Source organism: Streptomyces sp. OZ13 (genome assembly GCF_052068155.1).
Lineage (GTDB): Bacteria > Actinomycetota > Actinomycetes > Streptomycetales > Streptomycetaceae > Streptomyces.
Map to the genome: position 1 here is coordinate 355,377 of NZ_JBQHCZ010000002.1, position 16,883 is coordinate 372,259.

Genomic DNA, 16,883 nt, shown 5'->3' on the forward strand with positions numbered 1-16,883 from the left:
ACCACCTGCTTCGGCCTGGCGCCTGGCTCCGATCGGCGCTCTTCGAAAGGGCCGGAGCGCTCGGCGCGGCCCGTCGGCATACCGGATGCGACGGACCGCGCTGCGAGGAAGGCGCCCGCCGGCGCGTACGACGGCAGGACTCCGGGGCGTCGGGTCAGCGGAGTTCCGTCACCAGGACGACTTGGTCACCCCGGGCAGGAAGCCGGCGTGCGCCTGTTGCCGGGTGCGGACCCTGGAGAGACCGAACTTGCGCAGGTAGCCGCGGGGGCGGCCGTCCACGCTGTCGCGGTTGCGTACGCGGGTGGCGCTGGCGTTGCGCGGCTGCCGGCGCAACTCCGCCAGCGCGGTCAGGCGTTCGTCCTGGGTCGACGAGGGGCGGCGGACGATCTCCTTGAGCTCGGTCCGCCGGGCGGCGTACCGCTCGACGATCGCCTTGCGCTTCTCGTTCTGAGCGATCTTGCTCTTCTTCGCCATCAGACCTTCCCTCCGCGCGCCCGGATCCGTGCCACGGCCGCCTCGATCCCGATCGCGTCCACCGTCTTGATCGCCTTGGCGCTCAAGGTCAGACGGACGTTGCGCCCCTCGCTCGGGAGCCAGTAGCGCTTGCGCTGGATGTTCGGGTCGAAGCGGCGCGAGGTGCGCCGGTGCGAATGGGAGATCGTGTTGCCGAAGCCCGGCTTCGCGCCGGTCAGTTGGCAGTGGGCGGACATGGGTGTTACCTGCCTCTCTCTGCGGCATCCACTACTTATTGGTAATGGAAATCGTTCCCATATACTAGCCTCATGGCGCACCGGGCCGAGAGCGGCGTCGAACAGCTCCTCGGTCCCGCCTGACCCTCTGAGCACTCCCAGCAGCCCAAGGAGCAACACGCATGGCCCGCCGCCCGGAAACCCGCAAGCACGCAAAGCCCCGCCCCAACCCGCTCGAGGCGGCCGAAGTCACCTACATCGACTACAAGGACACCGACCTGCTGCGCAGGTTCATCTCCGACCGCGGCAAGATCCGCAGCCGCCGCGTCACCCGCGTCACCGTGCAGCAGCAGCGCCGGCTTGCCGCAGCCATCAAGAACGCCCGGGAGATGGCCCTGCTGCCCTATGCCGGTAACGCAGGCGGGCGTTGACTCCCTGATGGCTGTTCCCGAGCGGAAGATGTCCCGCAGCAACACTCGTCACCGCCGCTCCCAGTGAAAGACCGGCACGCCCCAGCTCGTACCGGTCACGGTCGACGGCGTCAGCCACCCCGTGCCTCGGTATGGCCGAGGCCTGTTGAAGTGACGGCTGTCGTCACGCCGGCAGGGGTGCCCCGCATGCGTGCGTCGCACAAGCGTGGGACACCCCTGCCGGTCCGGTCGGAGGGTCAGTTCCCCTCGGTTTCGAAGGTACGGAGCAAATCGGCCGCGACGCTCACAGCGATGGTCGCGGGTTCCTTGCCGGTGATGTCGGCCAGCCCGATCGGGGTCTTGATCCGACCGATGGCGGCCTCGTCGTGACCGCCCTCGGTGGTGAGGCGCTTGCGGAACCGCACCCACTTGGCCGCCGACCCGATCAGCCCGATGGAGCCGAGATGGGTCGTGCGCAAGGCAGCGTCGCACAGAGCTGCGTCCTCGGCGTGATCATGGGTCATGATCAGGATGTGCGTGCCGCGCGGCAACTCCGCCAGGACCTCCTCCGGCAGCAGCGGCGTGTGATGCACGTGCACCTGCGCCACCGAGTCCGCCAGCACGTCGAGCCGTTCCTTGGTGAGCATGTCGGAGCGACTGTCGATCAGATGGAGATCGAGGTCCTGGCGTGCCAGGATGCGCGCCAGTTCCAATCCGACGTGCCCCACGCCGAAGATCGCCACCGCCCTTACCACCGGCAGTGGTTCGAGCAGCACCGAGACTGTGCCGCCGCAGCACTGCACGCCGTGCTGGTTGACCACCTTGTCGTTCAGGGCGAAATCGATCAGCTCCGGCTCCGGCTTGGACGCGGCCATCATCTCCCGGGCCCGGTCGATCGCGACGGCCTCGACATTGCCGCCACCGATCGAGCCCCACGTCTCGGTCTGCCCCACAACGAGCTTCGCACCGGCGTCGCGGGGGGCATGGCCGCGTACGGTCGCGACGGTCACCAGCACGCCGGACTCCCGGCGGGCCCGCAACCGCGCGACCGCGGCGACCCACGTCATGTCAGGCACCGCTCAGCGCTTCTGTGGCGGTCCGGACCTTGCCGTTGAGGACGTTGCCGTTCAGGGACGCGTCGCCCTGGCGAGCCGCCTGGATCGCCCAGTACACCGCCTCAGGGGTCGCGGGCGAGGCCAACTCGACGCTGACCCCGCTCGGCCCGAACGCGGCGGCGGCCTGCCGCAACGCCTCTCGGACCGAGAACGCCAGCATCAGCGGAGGCTCACCCACCGCCTTGGAGCCGTAGACCGCGCCCTCTTCGGTGGCGTTCGTGAGAAGCGTGACGTTGAACTCCTCGGGCATCTCCGAGAAGCTCGGCAGCTTGTACGTGCTCGCCGCCTGCGTCAGGAGCCGTCCGCGGTTCGGGCCGTCGCTGGTGTCCCAGCGCAGCTCCTCGAGCGTCAGCCAGCCCGCGCCCTGCACGAAACCACCCTCGACCTGACCGATGTCGATCAGCGGAGACAGGCTGTCGCCGACATCGTGCACGATGTCCACCCGCCGGATGCGGTACGCACCGGTGAAGCCGTCGACCTCCACCTCGGTCGCCGCGGCGCCGTAGGCGAAGTACTTGAACGGCGAGCCCCGGAACGACTTCGCGTCCCAGTGCAGACCCTCGGTCCGGTAGAAACCGGCCGCCGACAGCTGAACCCGCTGGAAGTACGCGGTGTGCACCAGGTCGTCCCAGGCCAGCTCCGCGTCACTGCCCAGGGCGCGCGCGACGCCGTCGACGATGCGCACATCCGAGGCGTTGGCGCCCAGTCGGCCGGCGGCCACCTGCAGCAGCCGCTCGCGCAGCTGCTCACAGGCGTTCTTGATCGCCCCACCGTTGAGGTCCGCACCGGAACTGGCGGCGGTGGCCGAGGTGTTGGGCACCTTGTCGGTACGCGTCGGGGCGAGGCGCACCTTGTGCAGCGGGATGCCCAGCGTGGTCGCGGCCACCTGCATCATCTTGGTGTGCAGCCCCTGGCCCATCTCGGTGCCGCCGTGATTGATCAGGACCGAGCCGTCCTTGTAGATCAGGACCAGCGCGCCGCCCTGGTTGAAGGCGGTGAGGTTGAACGAGATGCCGAACTTGATGCCGGTGATCGCAAGGGCCCGCTTGGTGTGCGGATGCGCGGCGTTGAAGGCGGCGATCTCGCGCCTGCGGTCGGCGATGCCGGCGTTGTCCAGCACCTGCCGCCAGACGGTGGAGATCCGTTCGGGCTGGGTGACCGGCTGTCCGTACGGGGTCGTCTGGCCCTGACCCGGCCGGTAGAAGTTGCGCTCGCGCAGCTCCATCGGATCCAGGCCGAGCTTCGGCGCGCAGCGGCCCAGGATGTCCTCGATCACCAGCATGCCCTGCGGTCCGCCGAAGCCGCGGAAGGCGGTGTTGGAGACCGTGTTGGTCCTGGCGACGCGACCGGCGACGCGCGCGTTGGGGATCCAGTAGGTGTTGTCGATGTGGCACAGCGCGCGGGCCAGGACCGGCTCGGACAGGTCCAGGCTCCAGCCGCCGTCCGCGATCAAGGTGGCGTCGAGGGCCTGGATACGGCCTTCGGCGTCGAAGCCGATCCTCCACGTGGCGTGGAACCCGTGCCGCTTGCCGGACATGGTCAGGTCCTGGGTCCGGTTGAGCCGGAACCGGACCGGCCGACCGGTCAGCTTGGCGCCGAGCGCGGCGACGGCCGCGAAGCCGTGCGGCTGCATCTCCTTGCCGCCGAAACCGCCGCCCATCCGCAGGCACTGGACGGTCACCTCGTGGCCGGGCACGCCGAGCACGTGAGAGACGATCTCCTGGGTCTCCGACGGGTGCTGGGTGCTGCTCTGGATGAACACCTGCCCGTTCTCGTCGACCTGGGCCAGCGCCGCGTGGGTCTCGAGGTAGAAGTGTTCCTGACCGGCGAACTGGAACTCGCCGGTGAACACGTGCGCGGAGTCGGCGAAGCCCGCGTCGACGTCGCCGTGCACCATCAGGGGACGGGCGCCGTGGTAGCTGTCCGCCGCGATCGCGTCCTGCAGCGTGACCAGGGCGGGCTTCTCGTCGAGTTCCACCTCGACGGCCGCCGCACCGAGGCGGGCCGCCTCCAGGGTCTCGCCCAGCACCCAGGCCACCGCGTGGCCGTAGAACATGACCTCGTCGGGGAACAGGGGCTCGTCGTGCTTCATGCCGGCGTCGTTGACGCCGGGCACGTCGGCACCGGTCAGCACGCGTACCACACCGGGCACGGCGAGCGCGGGCTCGGTGCGCAGCGCGGTGATCCGGCCGTGGGCCTTCATGACCTGGACCGGGTAGGCGTGCAGCACGTCCTTGGTGCGCTGGACCAGGTCGTCGGTGTAGAGCGCGGTGCCGGTGACGTGCAGGGAGGCACTCTCGTGCGGCATCGGGACGCCGACCACGGGCTTTTCGGGGCGCTCGGACAGATGACTCATGACGACACCGCCTCGGGGGTCTGTGCGTGCAGCTTCAGCAGGCTCTGGCCGAGCATCGCGGAACGGTAGAGAGCGCTGGCGCGATGGTCGTCCATCGGCGTGCCCTCGCCCCGCAGCACGCGGGCCGCGGCCTCGACGGTCTCCGCCGTCCACGGCCTGCCCTCCAGGGCAGCCTCGGTGTCGAGGGCCCGGATGGGGGTGGCGGCCACGCCGCCCAGGCCGATGCGTGCCTTGCGGACGATCCCGTCCTCGACGTCGAGCGCGAAAGCGACCGCCACGCTGGAGATGTCGTCGAAGCGCCGCTTGGCGATCTTGTGGAAGGCCACGACCGGTGACAGCGGCAGCGGGATGCGCACCGCGCGGATCAGCTCACCTGCACGGCGCACGCTCTGCCGGTAGCCGGTGAAGTAGTCCGCCAGCGGCACCTCGCGCTCACCGTCGGCGTCGGCGAGCACCAGCGACGCCTCCAGCGCGAGCAGCGCCGGTGGGCTGTCACCGATGGGAGAGCCGGTACCCAGGTTGCCGCCGAGGGTCGCACCGTTGCGGATGAGACGGGAAGCGAACTGCGGGAACAGCTCGGCCAGCAGCGGGACGTCGCCGTCGAGGCGGCGTTCGATCTCGGTGAGCGTCAGCGCCGCCCCGATCTCGATGTGGTCGGACTCGACTCGCAGCGCCCGCAGTTCGGGCAGCCGGTCGACGGCCACGACGCAATCCGCCCGGCGGGAACGGATGTTCACCTCCACACCCCAGTCGGTGGAGCCGGCGACCACCACGGCGCCGGGCCGCTCGCGCAGCAAGTCCAGCGTCTCCGCCAGCGTGCTCCTCCGCAGGAACGCGCTGTCGCCCTGGGCGTATTCGGTGGCAACCGGTGCGGGCGGGGCCTGCTCGCGTCGCTGCGCCAGTGGGTCGTCGTCGGTGGGCGTACCGACAGCGAACGCGGCATCACGGATCGGGCGATAGCCGGTGCAGCGGCACAGGTTTCCGCTCAGCGCGTGCAGATCGAAACCGTTCGGACCGTGCTCGTGGCCGGTGTCGTCGGCAGAGTCCGGGTCCGGGTCCGCGTGTGCGCAGCGGTCGGGTCGGTAGTACTCGGCGGCCATGCTGCACACGAATCCCGGTGTGCAGTAGCCGCATTGGGAGCCGCCGCGGACCGCCATCTCCTCCTGCACCGGGTGCAGGGTCGAGGGCGTGCCGGGTTCGCCGGAGGTGGCGAGACCTTCGGACGTGATGATCTCCTGACCGTCGAGCGCCGCGACCGGGACCAGGCAGGCGTTGACCGCCACCCAGTCGGTGGGCTTGTTCACCCCGGGACGGGCCACCAGGACGGAACAGGCGCCGCATTCACCCTCGGCGCAGCCCTCCTTGGTGCCGGTGAGGCCGCGCTCGCGCAGGAAATCAAGCGCCGTGGTGTGGGGCGTGGCCGGGGAGATCGGTGCTTCTTTACCGTTGACCGTGATCCGCGCCGCTACCATGACAGGCCACCGTTTCGGTGCGCGACGGGTCGGTTCATCATGTTCGCCAATTTCAGGCAGCTTTCTGTGTTCAGACGCGCCACGTGAGAGAAGCGGGCGCAGAACGGCACGCAACAGCGACGTGCCGGAAGGCGGTGAAGGGAAACCCGGAAGGTGCGGGGAACGCGGAATGTGCCACGGAAGGGCACATCAGAACGGCGTGTCAGCAGCCGTGCGCGATTCGACCCGGAATCCAGACCGTGCAGTGGGCGAGGCGACCAAGATCAGAGCTGGTGTACATCTGCTGGTCGCCTCCTTTCGGTCGTGACGGGTCGGCGTCCACCGCAAAGTAGTGGCTGGCGTCACAGAGGTCAAGAGGCCAAGTGGAACAACGGAGCCGAGGATGCGGCGCCTCGCCCTGGTCGCAACGGGACGCAGGGGCCGGGATGCCATTTCGGAGATCTTGTGCGGCGCACCGGGTGGCTCGTCACCCGTGCCGGCGGCCAGGACGAGAAACGCCGGCCCGGCGGAGCGAACTGCGCGCACCGTCCTGACCGGCGTCCGTGGATGTCCCGGCCGGCCGGTGATCGGACGGCCGGGGACATCGGGCTCAGGCGAGGTCGAAGCGATCGAGGTTCATGACCTTGTTCCACGCGGCCACGAAGTCACGCACGAACTTGTCGCCCGCGTCCTTGGACGCGTAGACCTCCGAGACGGCTCGGAGCTGGGAGTTCGAACCGAAGACGAGGTCCACGGCGGTGGCCGTCCACTTGACCTCACCCGTGGCACGATCACGGCCCTCGAACACGTTCTCGGCAGAGGTCGACGTCTTCCACTCCGTGCCCATGTCGAGCAGGTTGACGAAGAAGTCGTTGGTCAACGTTCCCGGCCGGTGCGTGAAAGCGCCGAGGGGGGAGCCCTTGAAACCGGTGTTCAGGGCCCGCATGCCGCCGATCAGAACCGTCATCTCGGGAGCGGTCAGGGTCAGCAGGTTGGCGCGGTCGAGCAGGAGCGTCTCCGGCGACAACTTCTCGCCCGCCCGGAGGTAGTTGCGGAAGCCGTCTGCCGGCGGTTCGAGCACGGCGAACGACTCCACGTCGGTCTGCTCCTGCGTGGCGTCCGTGCGCCCCGGTGCGAAGGGGACCGTGATCTCGTGCCCGGCGTCCTTGGCGGCCTGCTCGACGGCCGCGCACCCGCCCAGGACGATCAGGTCGGCGAGCGAGATCCTCGTTCCGCCGGCCTGTGAGCCGTTGAAGTCCTGCTGGATCTGCTCGAGGGTCCGCAACACCTCGGCCACTTCGGGCACGTCATTGACCGCCCAGTCCTTCTGCGGCGCGAGCCGAATGCGTGCTCCGTTGGCCCCGCCGCGCTTGTCGGTGCCGCGGAAGCTCGCCGCCGATGCCCAAGCGGTGGTGACCAGCTGCGACACGGACAGGCCCGAATCGAGGACCTTGCGCTTGAGGGCGGCTACGTCCTCTTCGGACACCAGCTCGTGATCGACCTCGGGGACGGGGTCCTGCCACAACTGCGGCTCGGGAATCCACGGGCCGAGATAACGCGTGAGGGGACCCATGTCGCGGTGCAACAGCTTGTACCACGCCTTGGCGAACGCTTCCGCGAGCTGGTCCGGATTCTCGTGGAACCGCTTCACGATCGGCCCGTAGACCGGGTCCAGCTTCAGCGCGAGGTCCGTCGTCAGCATCATGGGGGCGTGCCTCTTCGACGGATCATGGGCATCAGGCACAGTGCCCTGCGCCGAGGGATCCTTGGGGGTCCACTGCTTCGCACCGGCGGGGCTCGTCGTCAGCTCCCAGTCGTACCGGAACAGATTGTCCAGGTATCCGTTGTCCCATTTCGTCGGCTCCGTGGTCCATGCGCCCTCGAGCCCGCTGGTGAGCGTGTCCGCGCCCTTGCCGCTGCCGTGGGTGTTCCGCCAGCCGATGCCTTGCTGCTCGACGGGGGCGGCCTCGGGCTCCGGACCGATGTAAGAGGGATCGACCGCGCCATGGCATTTGCCGAACGTGTGGCCGCCGATGATGAGAGCGGCCGTCTCCTCGTCGTTCATCGCCATACGGCCGAAGGTCTCGCGAATGTCCCTGGCGGCGGCGAGCGGATCCGGGTTGCTGTTGGGCCCCTCCGGATTGACGTAGATCAGGCCCATCTGCACGGCGCCGAAAGGACCCGTGAGTTCCCTGTCGTCGCTGTAGCGCTCGTCTCCGAGCCAGGTGTCCTCGGGTCCCCAGAAGATCTCCTCGGGTTCCCAGATGTCCCGCCGCCCGAATCCGAACCCGTACGTCTTGAAGCCCATGGATTCCATGGCACAGTTGCCGGCGAAAACGAGAAGGTCGGCCCAGGAGATCTTCCGGCCGTACTTCTGTTTGACAGGCCAGAGCAAACGGCGCGCCTTGTCGAGGCTCGCGTTGTCCGGCCAGCTGTTGAGGGGGGCGAAGCGCTGGGCGCCGCTGCCGCCACCGCCCCGGCCGTCGGCGATGCGGTACGTTCCCGCGGCGTGCCAACTCATCCGGATGAAGAGCGGCCCGTAGTGGCCGTAATCGGCGGGCCACCAGTCCTGTGACGTCGTCATCACCTCGAAGACGTCCTGCTTCAGCGCGTCGACGTCGAGGGTCGCGAACTCTGCTGCGTAGTCGAAGTCCTCACCCATCGGATTGGACAGAGGCGAGTGCTGGTGGAGAACCTGAAGATCCAGCTGATTCGGCCACCAGTCCCGGTTCGTCCTGGGACGAGTCGGCGTGGGGGTCGGGGAGGGGATTACCGGGTTCTCGCTTTCGCTGCCGGACACGTCCGTCCTTCTTCCTGTATCGGTCCTTCTGCTGGCTTATTGCTCTTGACGTCGTTGCATTGCCGGTGTCGAGAATCGCGACCCGCGCTCTGACGCGCCATGCAGCCCGCCGGCCGGAAACACCTGACCGCACCCGCACGAAACGCGCCTCGGCGGCCGGCGAGGACCCGTCGTCATGCACGACGCCGATGATCGAGTCTGTGTCGGCGTCCGTATGGTCGCGCACCGCGGGCCGCACCGCTAAGAGAACACGCAGGGCACCCGCGCATAACATCAGCCTAAGTCGAAAGCCGTTCGGGCATTGCCTCAATTCCTCTCGACATTCCAGGCCTCCGGGGGTGCGGCAGAGGGAAAACGTCTTATCGTCATAATCGCCCTGCCGGGCGACGGGAGCGGACATGTGTATTGCCGGCCCGGCACGCAATGGAACGGTGAAGCTGCGAAACAGGATTCTGATGGCGACCGTCGCAATGCTCGCGGCGCGGTGCAGCATGAGCAGCGCCGCCAGTCGTCGCCGAACGCGATCCGGCCCCGGCGCAGTGACTGCGCCGGGGCCGGATCGACTTCGTCGTCAGAGCACGGTTTCGCCGGACATCGCCGCCGCCATCCGCAGGTGCGGCGCAGCCTCGTCCGCCCGTCCCTGCCGCTCGAGGGTGCGGCCCAGCATCAGGTGCGCGTAGTGCTCGACCGGGTCGCGCTCCAGCACAGCCAGCAGCTCGCTCTCGGCCTTCGCCAGGCGGGCGGAGTGGTAGTACGCGCGGGCCAGCAGCAGCCGCGGCCCGACCTGCTCGGGCACCTCGTCGACCAAGCCCTTGAGGATGCGCGCCGCCGTCACGTACTCCTTGGCGTCGAAGAACATCTGTGCCCGCTCCCACCGCTCGGCGGGCGTCCCGAACTCGAAGTAGCTCTCGCTCACCTGCGTACCTTTCCGCTCGCCGGCCGGTCATTGGCCGGACACCCCTCCGAACACGGTCGTGCTGCTCGGCATTCCGCCGCCGTGCACGCGTCGCTGCACCCGCCGTCCGGGCGGGGCCGGCGACCCAGGCACCGCGGACGCGGTCAGTCGCTCAAGTCGGGTTTGCCGAAGAGGACGGCGTAGCCGGAGGGGAGCTGGCTGATGATCTGGTTGAGCTCGCCGGGGGAGACGGCGTCGGCCAGGGTGCTGAGTACGGCGCTGGCGTCCCACTGGGCGGTCTGGGGACGGGCCCCGGTGCGTTCTCCCACCCGTCGGTAGAACTCTTCGACGCCGTACGACTCGGCACGCTGCTCCCCGTCGACCCTGAGAGCCTCCTTCAGCGCGGCGGGCAGTTGGGCCGACAGGTCCTTGGCCTCCCCGGGCGTGATGCGGTGCGCCAGGATCTCCAACACCGCAGTCGTGATCTTGGCGGCTTCCGCCTGATCCGCGTACTCACCGCGCTCCCGCACCCGAGCCAGGAATTCGTCATGCCTCATCGATCTCTCCTCGGTTCGACAGCGGCGCACCGACCGATCCCGTTCTGCCTGGTCAGAGCCAGGACTTCGTCTCCGTACCGGGGCCGACGTCCGGTGTGTCGGCCCCCGGACCCTGACACTCGAGCCGTGCGGCTTGCCCTGGGCCCGTCGAACAGGACCGGTGACACCGCATCCGTGCAGTCGCACAGGACGGGTGACACCGCACACGCGCAGCCAAACGGCCCGCCGTCGAACCGTGCGGTCGGGCCAGTCGCCCTCCACGGCCACGAAGGAGAAAGCCCTTCTCCTCGATCAGCCGCCGGGTCAGCAGGTCGGGCCACCGGTAGTACTCGGACGTGCCGTGCGACGCCTCTCCCAGCAGCACGTACCTCGCGTCACCGATCCGCTTCAGCAGCGGATCCAGCGACTCGTGCCCGGTCAGGGGCAGCGCATCGTGACGGATCCGGAACGAGTGCCCGAGTGCGGCGGGAGTCATGGAGCCTCCTCACGTCGGAACGCTTCGAGGCCACCGGATGCCCCACTGCGTCTCTTCACACGTCGCGGTCTGCTGGGCGGGTAGCCCTCCCTGACCGGGGGCATGCGCCTGCCGGAGCCGCAATCCGCGCACCGGGACCGGGGCCGGGACCGGGCTGCGCTGCGACCGGCCGTAATTCGCTTGCCCTGGCGACGCGGCAACGCTGCACTGTGGCGGGCGCCACGAGCCGTGGTGCCGGCATTACACGGAAGGCAGCGGCAGCGATGGAGATACGTCCCACGACCGGCCAGGACCTCGACGTCTTCGTCGACACACTCCATGCCGCATTCGGACGCTTCCCGGAAACCCCGGCCGAGGGCGGCGGCGGAGTCTGGTGGGCGGCGCTCGAAATGGACCGCAACCTGCTCGCCATGACGGCTGACGGGCGGCCTGTCGGCACCGCCGGCGCGTACTCCTTCGAGCTCACCCTGCCCGGCGAGATCCTGGCCCCGGCCGCCGGGGTGAGCGCCGTCGGCGTCGTGCCCTCGCACCGGCGCCAGGGCGTGCTCAGCGCGATGATGCGGCACCAGCTCACCGATCTGCGGTCCCGAGGGGAGTTCCTCTCCGTACTGCTGGCCTCCGAGGCCCCGATCTACGGCAGGTTCGGCTACGGCCCGGCGACCTACACGCAGCGGCTGACGGTGCCGCGCCACCAGGCCGTCTTCGCCCTCCCTCGGGCGAGCGGCGTGACCCGGGCCCCCGCGAGCGGCCCGGACACCGGCTCGGTGGAGGTCCTGCGGCGGGCCGAGTGCGGCGACGTCCTGGAGGCGCTCTACGACCCGTACCGCCGCGCGCAGCCCGGCGCGCTGTCCCGGCCGCACCGCTGGTGGGCCCTGGGCGCGGGGCAGCCCCCGCTGTCTCCGGCGCCGCGCTACGTCGCCGTCCACCGTGACGCCGACGGCGTCCAGGACGGGTACGCCAGCTACTCGCTCGGCGAGTCCGGCACCTTGACGGTCGACGAGACCATCGCCACCGACGACGCCGCCTTCACGGCCCTGGCCCGGTTCGTCCTCGGACACGACCTGGTCACTCAGGTCGTGTTCAGGCACTTCCCTCCAGAACACCCTCTGCGCTGGCAGCTTGCGGACTTCCGCGCCGGCGAGGTGAGCGGCGACACCGACTGGCTCTGGGTGCGGCTGCTGGACGTACCGCGTGCGCTGACCGCGCGCGGCTGGTTCACGGACGGTGAGCTCGTCCTCGACGTCGACGACCCGTTCCTCGGCGAGCGCGGCCGCTACCTGCTGACCGTCCGGGACGGCAAGGCCGACTGCGTCCCGACGGACCGGGAGCCCGACCTGTCCCTGGACGTGAGCGACCTGGGCTCCGTCTACCTCGGCGGCACCGCCCCGAGCACGCTCGTGCGTGCCGGACACATCCGGGCCCACCGCCCCGGCGCGGCCGCCCTCGCCGACACCCTGTTCCGCGCCGAGCGCCCTCCGCACTGCCTGCACTGGTTCTGACCCGCACGTTGAGGAGGCGACCGTGGTGAACGTCTTGAACTCTCCCGACGCGACCGGCACGACACGCACGTGGTCCGCCTCTTCGTGATCCGGGCCCTCGTGACGGACCGCTCGGCGGGCGGTGAACGGCCCGTCTGACCAGGGCCGATCAAGGAGAGCCGAGCGCCGTTACCCTCCCATCGCCGACCACGGTCTCATTGGCTGATGTCACCGCAGCTTGCCGACCCGTGGGGCGGTCCGCGCCCCCTTTCGGCCTGGACCGAATTGATCACCGTGCTTCGGTCCGACGGCGCGGCGTTGCGGCCGGCGCGGCGGTAGGTGTCCGGCTGCACTGCTCTGCCCGCCGGCTTCTGCCACTCGGAGCAGTGGGACGGGGCCGTTCGGTCGGTGCATCGTTCTCGGGGCCCGGGCCGGCGTCGCTTCAGGGGCTGGTGGAACGCTCGGGGCCGTGGTCAGGGGCCCGTTCCGCCGGGGCGGAGCGGGCTGTCGGGCGGGCCGTACCGGTGCGCAGCGCGAGACCCGGCGTGGTGGCGGTCAGTGGGGCAGCGGCAGGACCGCGGACACCGTCTTGCCGCCCGGCCGGATGCGGACCCGCACCTCCGCGGACAGGGTGCGCACCATGTGCCAGCCGAACCCGCCGGGTCGCCCCACGTCTCTCGGCAGCGGACGCGGGGCCACGCGGCTGGGGTCGTCCACCGACACCGTCACCGTTCCCGGGCCCGCCACCAGGCGGAACCGGGTCACGCCACCGGCATGCCGCAGCGCGTTGGTGACCAGTTCCGACACCACCAGCAGCACCGCGTCCACCTCGGGCCTGCTTGCCGGTGCCACCGCGGCGAGAAACCCCCGCGTCGCATCCCTGGCCCGTTCAGCGGTCTGCGGGCGGGCCGTCAGGGACTCGCTGTCCGCCTCGGGTGGCTGCATGATCACAAACCCTCCGTCGGAGCTCTTGGACCTTGAATCGCATGCCCCGAGATATGCCGGTCATCCCCCGATGCCCCGAATGCGCCTGCCGCAGGGCCGCAAGCCTGCGCCTGCGCAGACTCCGGCCACGTAGTCGTCGCCGGGCCGGTGGTCCGACGGCGCCAGAGCCCTCGTTCTGGTGCCGTCGTGGCGTCATCGGAGTGCCACTGCGCGCCATTCCGCCCCTCGCGCGGCACCGTGACACGTCGATTCAAGGAAGAGAGTGCAGCTCAAAGACCTGTGCGCCAAGGAGGAGCCACTTTGGCTCGCCATGGTGCCACTGATGTGCCATCATGGCGTCATGGACCTCACGCCCTACGTCGACAACCTCCGGCACGAACTCGCCGTCGCGGCGGACGCGGGCGGTGACGAAGCCCGCGCCCTCGCCGAGCGGCTCACCGCCCCCCTCGAGTCCGCCGCCCGTCTCACCTTGCTCAACGCGCTGTCCGCGGCCATGGGCGAGGTCACACGGGATCTGGCGCCCGGCTCCGTCGATGTGCGGCTGCGCGGGCTCGACCCCGAGTTCGTGGTGACGCCACCGCCCGTGTCCGAGCCGTTCCGGGAGGCGCAGGTGCCGGTCGCCACGCCCGCCGCAGGCGCGCCGTCGCCCGCGGACGCCGACGACGGCGCCATGGCGCGGATCAACTTCCGCCTCCCCGCCCACCTCAAGGCCCGCGCAGAGGATGCCGCCGCGGCGGAGGGCCTGTCGGCCAACGCCTGGCTGGTGCGGGCGGTGTCCACCGCGCTCGACGGCGGGGAGCGCGTGAGCCCGCCGGGCCGCGGCAAGGAGTCGGGCGGCCGGAGCTTCACCGGCTGGGTCCGCTAGGCCCGCCACCCCCACTCCACCGGCGGAGCTGATTTCGCCGACGTGACTCATCACCCGCCTCACCGGCGGGATCACCCACCCAAGCCAAGAGGACGGGACAGCCATGCCTGCTTTCGACACACCCGAACCGATCTCCGCCACCTTCGAGTTGGAGGTCGGCACCGCGCGCATCACCGCCGGCAAGCGCACCGACACGGTCGTGGAAGTCCTGCCGCGCAGCGGCGCCGACGACAACGACGTACGCGCCGTGCAGCAGACCCAGGTCACCTTCTCGGGCGGCAGGCTGACGGTCAGGACTGCCAAGAAGCGGTCCCTGTTCGGCAAGACGGGCGCCATCGAGGTGAGCGTCGAACTGCCCGCGGGATCGGATGTCCGGGGCACCACGGCCATGGGCGGCTTCTTCTGCGAAGGCCACCTCGGCGAGGCCGTCCTCAAGACCTCGTTCGGCGACCTCCAGGTCGACGAGGTGGCCGGCGCCGAACTCAGGACCGACCACGGCGACATCCGCCTGGTCCGCTCGACGGGGGACGTCGAAGTCGTCGGCGCGGGCCGCATCGAGATCGGCACCGTCGCCGGCACGGCGACCGTCAAGAACGGCAACGGCGCGACCGAGGTCGGCGAAGTAACCGGTGGCCTGAAGACCAGCGCGGCCAACGGCGATGTCTCCGTGGGCATCGCGCACAGCAGCGTCGAGGCGAAGTCCGCCAACGGCAGGATCGAGATCGGCGTCGCCCACGCCGGGGTCGACGCGGTGTCCGCCAACGGCCGCATCCGCGTCGGCGACGTCGCCCGCGGGCGTGTCGACCTGCGCTCGTCCGTCGGAGACCTCGAAGTGGGCATCCACCAGGGCACCGCCGCCTGGCTCGACGTGCACACCAAGTACGGCACGGTACGCAACTCGCTCGGCTCCTCCGCCGGTCCCGCGGACTCCGACGAGACCGTCGAGGTGCACGCCCGGGCCGGGGTCGGCGACGTCATCATCTGCCGCGCCTGACCGGGCGTACCCCCCGACTCGCGTCCCCGAAAGGAATGCGGCATGACTGCCACCCTGACGACCGCGCCGAGCGCCGCGAACGCGCCGGCGCCGGCGATCACCGCCACCGGACTGCGCAAGTCCTACGGCGACAAGCTCGTCCTCGACGGCATCGACCTGAACATCGCCGAAGGCACCGTCTTCGCCCTGCTCGGGCCCAACGGCGCCGGCAAGACCACGACGGTGGAGATCCTCTCAACGCTCATCGACGCCGACGCGGGCGAAGCCCGGGTCGCGGGCCGCCATATCACCCGGGCCGCCGACGCGGTGCGCTCCGTGATCGGCGTCACCGGCCAGTTCTCGGCCGTCGACAATCTGCTGACCGCCGAGGAGAACCTGCTCCTCATGGCGGATCTGCACCACCTGGACCGCAGTGAGGGCAAGCGGCGGGCCAAGGACCTGCTGCGCCGCTTCGACCTGTCCGAGGTGGCGGACAAGACCACCGTCACCTTCTCCGGCGGCATGCGGCGCAAGCTCGATCTGGCGATGACCCTGATCGGCGATCCGCGGATCATCTTCCTCGACGAGCCCACCACCGGACTCGACCCGCGCAGCAGGCGCACCATGTGGGAGATCATCCGCGAACTCGTGGCCGACGACGGCGTGACCATCTTCCTGACCACCCAGTACCTCGAAGAAGCCGACCAACTCGCCGACCGCATCGCGGTGCTGGACCACGGCCGGCTGATCGCCGAGGGCACCGCCGACGAGCTGAAGCGGCGCATCCCCGGCGGCCACATCCGGGTGCGGTTCGCCGACGCCCGGAGCCTGGACACCGCCGCGGGCATCTTCGGCATCGCGACGCGCGACGAGGACTCACTCACCCTGCAGATCCCCAGCGACGGCTCCATCCCCAACCTGCGGGCCGTCCTCGACACCCTGGAGGCCATCGCCGTCCAGGCCGAGTCGCTCACCGTGCACACCCCCGACCTCGACGACGTCTTCCTGACCCTCACCGGTCAGCCCCGCCCCGCCGGCACCGTCGCATCGCCCGAGGAGAACGCCTGATGGCCACCATGTCGTACGCCGCACGAGACTCCAGGACGATGCTGCGGCGCAACCTCAAGAAGGCGCTGCGCTACCCGTCCCTGACGGTCACCGTCGTCGCGATGCCCCTCGTGATGCTGCTGCTGTTCAACTACGTCTTCGGCAGCGCCCTGGGCAACGGCATCAGCGGACTGCCCACCGGCAGCGGCGACTACATCGACTACCTGGCGCCCGGCATCATCCTGATGGCCGCCACCTCCGGCGCGCTGACCACGGCGATCAGTGTGTGCGTCGACAAGACGGAGGGCATCGTCAACCGTTTCCGTACGATGCCGATCTCCCATGCCTCGTTCCTGACGGGCCACGTTGTTGGCAGTGTGATCCAGACGATGACCAGCATCACGCTCGTCATCGGCGTCGCCCTCCTGATGGGTTTCCGCCCCAGCGCGACGCCCGTCGAGTGGGTCGCCGCCATCGGCCTGCTCACCCTGCTCACGCTCGCGCTCACCTGGATCTCCGCGGGCATCGGCCTGATCGCCAAGAACGTGGAGACCGCCAGCAACATCCCGATGCCGTTGACGTTCCTGCCGTTCGTCGGCAGTGCCATCGTGCCGACCGAGTCGATGCCCACCGGTCTGCGCTGGTTCGCGGAGTACCAGCCCTTCACCCCGATCATCGAGACGCTGCGCGGCCTGTGGCTCGGCACCGGCATCGGCTCCAGCGCGGCCGTCGGCCTCGCCTGGTGCGTGGCGCTCTCCCTCGTCGGTTACGTGTGGGCGCGCCGTACCTTCAAGGCCGGAGTCAAGCGGTAACCGCCGCCCTCCTCG

Annotated in this window: 15 protein-coding genes and 1 pseudogene; 7 read left to right on the top strand and 9 right to left on the bottom strand. The window is 69.8% G+C overall.

Going from position 1 to position 16,883, the window contains the following annotated elements; translation table 11 throughout:
* Nucleotides 1-168: 168 nt before the first annotated feature.
* Both rpsN and rpmB read right to left on the bottom strand, forming a co-directional pair.
* Nucleotides 169-474 (bottom strand): 30S ribosomal protein S14, encoded by a 306-nt coding sequence (gene rpsN / locus ACTMTU_RS05250; RefSeq protein ID WP_441262264.1) that lies wholly within the window; start codon nucleotides 472-474, stop codon nucleotides 169-171.
* Nucleotides 474-710, bottom strand: coding sequence for a 50S ribosomal protein L28 (gene rpmB, locus ACTMTU_RS05255; protein ID WP_441262265.1), 237 nt, complete (start codon nucleotides 708-710; stop codon nucleotides 474-476). The genes rpsN and rpmB overlap by 1 nt, the downstream gene beginning before the upstream one ends.
* A gap of 161 nt (nucleotides 711-871) precedes the next feature.
* Here rpmB and rpsR point away from each other — a divergent pair, with 161 nt between their 5' ends.
* Together rpsR and rpmF are read left to right on the top strand one after the other, a co-directional pair.
* Entirely contained in the window at nucleotides 872-1,120 is a 249-nt protein-coding gene (rpsR, locus tag ACTMTU_RS05260) for a 30S ribosomal protein S18 (protein ID WP_441262266.1), read from the top strand.
* A 7-nt stretch (nucleotides 1,121-1,127) separates the two neighbouring features.
* Nucleotides 1,128-1,274 (top strand): annotated as a pseudogene (gene rpmF / locus ACTMTU_RS05265) (50S ribosomal protein L32).
* 82 nt (nucleotides 1,275-1,356) lie between these two features.
* Here the strand turns inward: rpmF and xdhC are convergent.
* The 6 genes from xdhC to ACTMTU_RS05295 form a co-directional block, all read right to left on the bottom strand.
* Entirely contained in the window at nucleotides 1,357-2,166 is an 810-nt protein-coding gene (gene xdhC / locus ACTMTU_RS05270) for a xanthine dehydrogenase accessory protein XdhC (protein WP_441262267.1), read from the bottom strand.
* 1 nt (nucleotide 2,167) lies between these two features.
* Nucleotides 2,168-4,570 (bottom strand): xanthine dehydrogenase molybdopterin binding subunit, encoded by a 2,403-nt coding sequence (gene xdhB, locus ACTMTU_RS05275; protein ID WP_441262268.1) that lies wholly within the window; start codon nucleotides 4,568-4,570, stop codon nucleotides 2,168-2,170.
* Complete coding sequence (locus ACTMTU_RS05280; RefSeq protein ID WP_441262269.1) at nucleotides 4,567-6,042, bottom strand: xanthine dehydrogenase small subunit; 1,476 nt, start codon at nucleotides 6,040-6,042, stop codon at nucleotides 4,567-4,569. Before ACTMTU_RS05280 ends, xdhB begins: the two co-directional genes overlap by 4 nt.
* 589 nt (nucleotides 6,043-6,631) lie before the next feature.
* Nucleotides 6,632-8,821, bottom strand: a complete 2,190-nt coding sequence (katG, locus tag ACTMTU_RS05285) for a catalase/peroxidase HPI (protein ID WP_441262270.1) — start codon at nucleotides 8,819-8,821, stop codon at nucleotides 6,632-6,634.
* 571 nt (nucleotides 8,822-9,392) lie between these two features.
* A complete protein-coding gene (locus tag ACTMTU_RS05290; protein WP_441262271.1) occupies nucleotides 9,393-9,737 on the bottom strand; it encodes a tetratricopeptide repeat protein in 345 nt (114 codons plus the stop codon).
* Nucleotides 9,738-9,880: 143 nt separating this feature from the next.
* Nucleotides 9,881-10,273 (bottom strand): DUF2267 domain-containing protein, encoded by a 393-nt coding sequence (locus tag ACTMTU_RS05295; RefSeq protein WP_441262272.1) that lies wholly within the window; start codon nucleotides 10,271-10,273, stop codon nucleotides 9,881-9,883.
* A 738-nt stretch (nucleotides 10,274-11,011) separates the two neighbouring features.
* On the opposite strand from ACTMTU_RS05295, the gene ACTMTU_RS05300 reads away from it, so the two are divergent.
* Nucleotides 11,012-12,247: a GNAT family N-acetyltransferase gene (locus ACTMTU_RS05300; RefSeq protein ID WP_441262273.1), complete on the top strand. Its 1,236-nt coding sequence runs from the start codon at nucleotides 11,012-11,014 to the stop codon at nucleotides 12,245-12,247.
* 534 nt (nucleotides 12,248-12,781) lie between these two features.
* Here the strand turns inward: ACTMTU_RS05300 and ACTMTU_RS05305 are convergent.
* Complete coding sequence (locus ACTMTU_RS05305) at nucleotides 12,782-13,171, bottom strand: ATP-binding protein (protein WP_441262274.1); 390 nt, start codon at nucleotides 13,169-13,171, stop codon at nucleotides 12,782-12,784.
* Nucleotides 13,172-13,511: 340 nt separating this feature from the next.
* On the opposite strand from ACTMTU_RS05305, the gene ACTMTU_RS05310 reads away from it, so the two are divergent.
* The 4 genes from ACTMTU_RS05310 to ACTMTU_RS05325 all read left to right on the top strand — a co-directional run bounded on the left by ACTMTU_RS05310 (nucleotide 13,512) and on the right by ACTMTU_RS05325 (nucleotide 16,868).
* Nucleotides 13,512-14,036 carry a hypothetical protein gene (locus tag ACTMTU_RS05310; RefSeq protein ID WP_441262275.1) on the top strand — a complete coding sequence of 175 codons (525 nt, stop codon included), beginning with the start codon at nucleotides 13,512-13,514 and terminating at the stop codon, nucleotides 14,034-14,036.
* A 103-nt stretch (nucleotides 14,037-14,139) separates the two neighbouring features.
* Nucleotides 14,140-15,030 (top strand): DUF4097 family beta strand repeat-containing protein, encoded by an 891-nt coding sequence (locus ACTMTU_RS05315; RefSeq protein ID WP_441262276.1) that lies wholly within the window; start codon nucleotides 14,140-14,142, stop codon nucleotides 15,028-15,030.
* Nucleotides 15,031-15,072: 42 nt separating this feature from the next.
* A complete protein-coding gene (locus tag ACTMTU_RS05320) occupies nucleotides 15,073-16,077 on the top strand; it encodes an ATP-binding cassette domain-containing protein (RefSeq protein WP_441262277.1) in 1,005 nt (334 codons plus the stop codon).
* The gene (locus ACTMTU_RS05325; RefSeq protein WP_441262278.1) at nucleotides 16,077-16,868 is read left to right on the top strand and encodes an ABC transporter permease; all 792 of its coding nucleotides are present in this window, start codon (nucleotides 16,077-16,079) and stop codon (nucleotides 16,866-16,868) included. Before ACTMTU_RS05320 ends, ACTMTU_RS05325 begins: the two co-directional genes overlap by 1 nt.
* Nucleotides 16,869-16,883: the final 15 nt, after the last annotated feature.

Coding starts and splice junctions, on each gene's coding strand:
- rpsN (WP_441262264.1), bottom strand. CDS start 474: ATGGCGAAGAAGAGCAAGATCGCTCAGAACGAGAAGCGCAAGGCGATC.
- rpmB (WP_441262265.1), bottom strand. CDS start 710: ATGTCCGCCCACTGCCAACTGACCGGCGCGAAGCCGGGCTTCGGCAAC.
- rpsR (WP_441262266.1), top strand. CDS start 872: ATGGCCCGCCGCCCGGAAACCCGCAAGCACGCAAAGCCCCGCCCCAAC.
- xdhC (WP_441262267.1), bottom strand. CDS start 2,166: ATGACGTGGGTCGCCGCGGTCGCGCGGTTGCGGGCCCGCCGGGAGTCC.
- xdhB (WP_441262268.1), bottom strand. CDS start 4,570: ATGAGTCATCTGTCCGAGCGCCCCGAAAAGCCCGTGGTCGGCGTCCCG.
- ACTMTU_RS05280 (WP_441262269.1), bottom strand. CDS start 6,042: ATGGTAGCGGCGCGGATCACGGTCAACGGTAAAGAAGCACCGATCTCC.
- ACTMTU_RS05295 (WP_441262272.1), bottom strand. CDS start 10,273: ATGAGGCATGACGAATTCCTGGCTCGGGTGCGGGAGCGCGGTGAGTAC.
- ACTMTU_RS05300 (WP_441262273.1), top strand. CDS start 11,012: ATGGAGATACGTCCCACGACCGGCCAGGACCTCGACGTCTTCGTCGAC.
- ACTMTU_RS05305 (WP_441262274.1), bottom strand. CDS start 13,171: ATGCAGCCACCCGAGGCGGACAGCGAGTCCCTGACGGCCCGCCCGCAG.
- ACTMTU_RS05310 (WP_441262275.1), top strand. CDS start 13,512: ATGGACCTCACGCCCTACGTCGACAACCTCCGGCACGAACTCGCCGTC.
- ACTMTU_RS05315 (WP_441262276.1), top strand. CDS start 14,140: ATGCCTGCTTTCGACACACCCGAACCGATCTCCGCCACCTTCGAGTTG.
- ACTMTU_RS05320 (WP_441262277.1), top strand. CDS start 15,073: ATGACTGCCACCCTGACGACCGCGCCGAGCGCCGCGAACGCGCCGGCG.
- ACTMTU_RS05325 (WP_441262278.1), top strand. CDS start 16,077: ATGGCCACCATGTCGTACGCCGCACGAGACTCCAGGACGATGCTGCGG.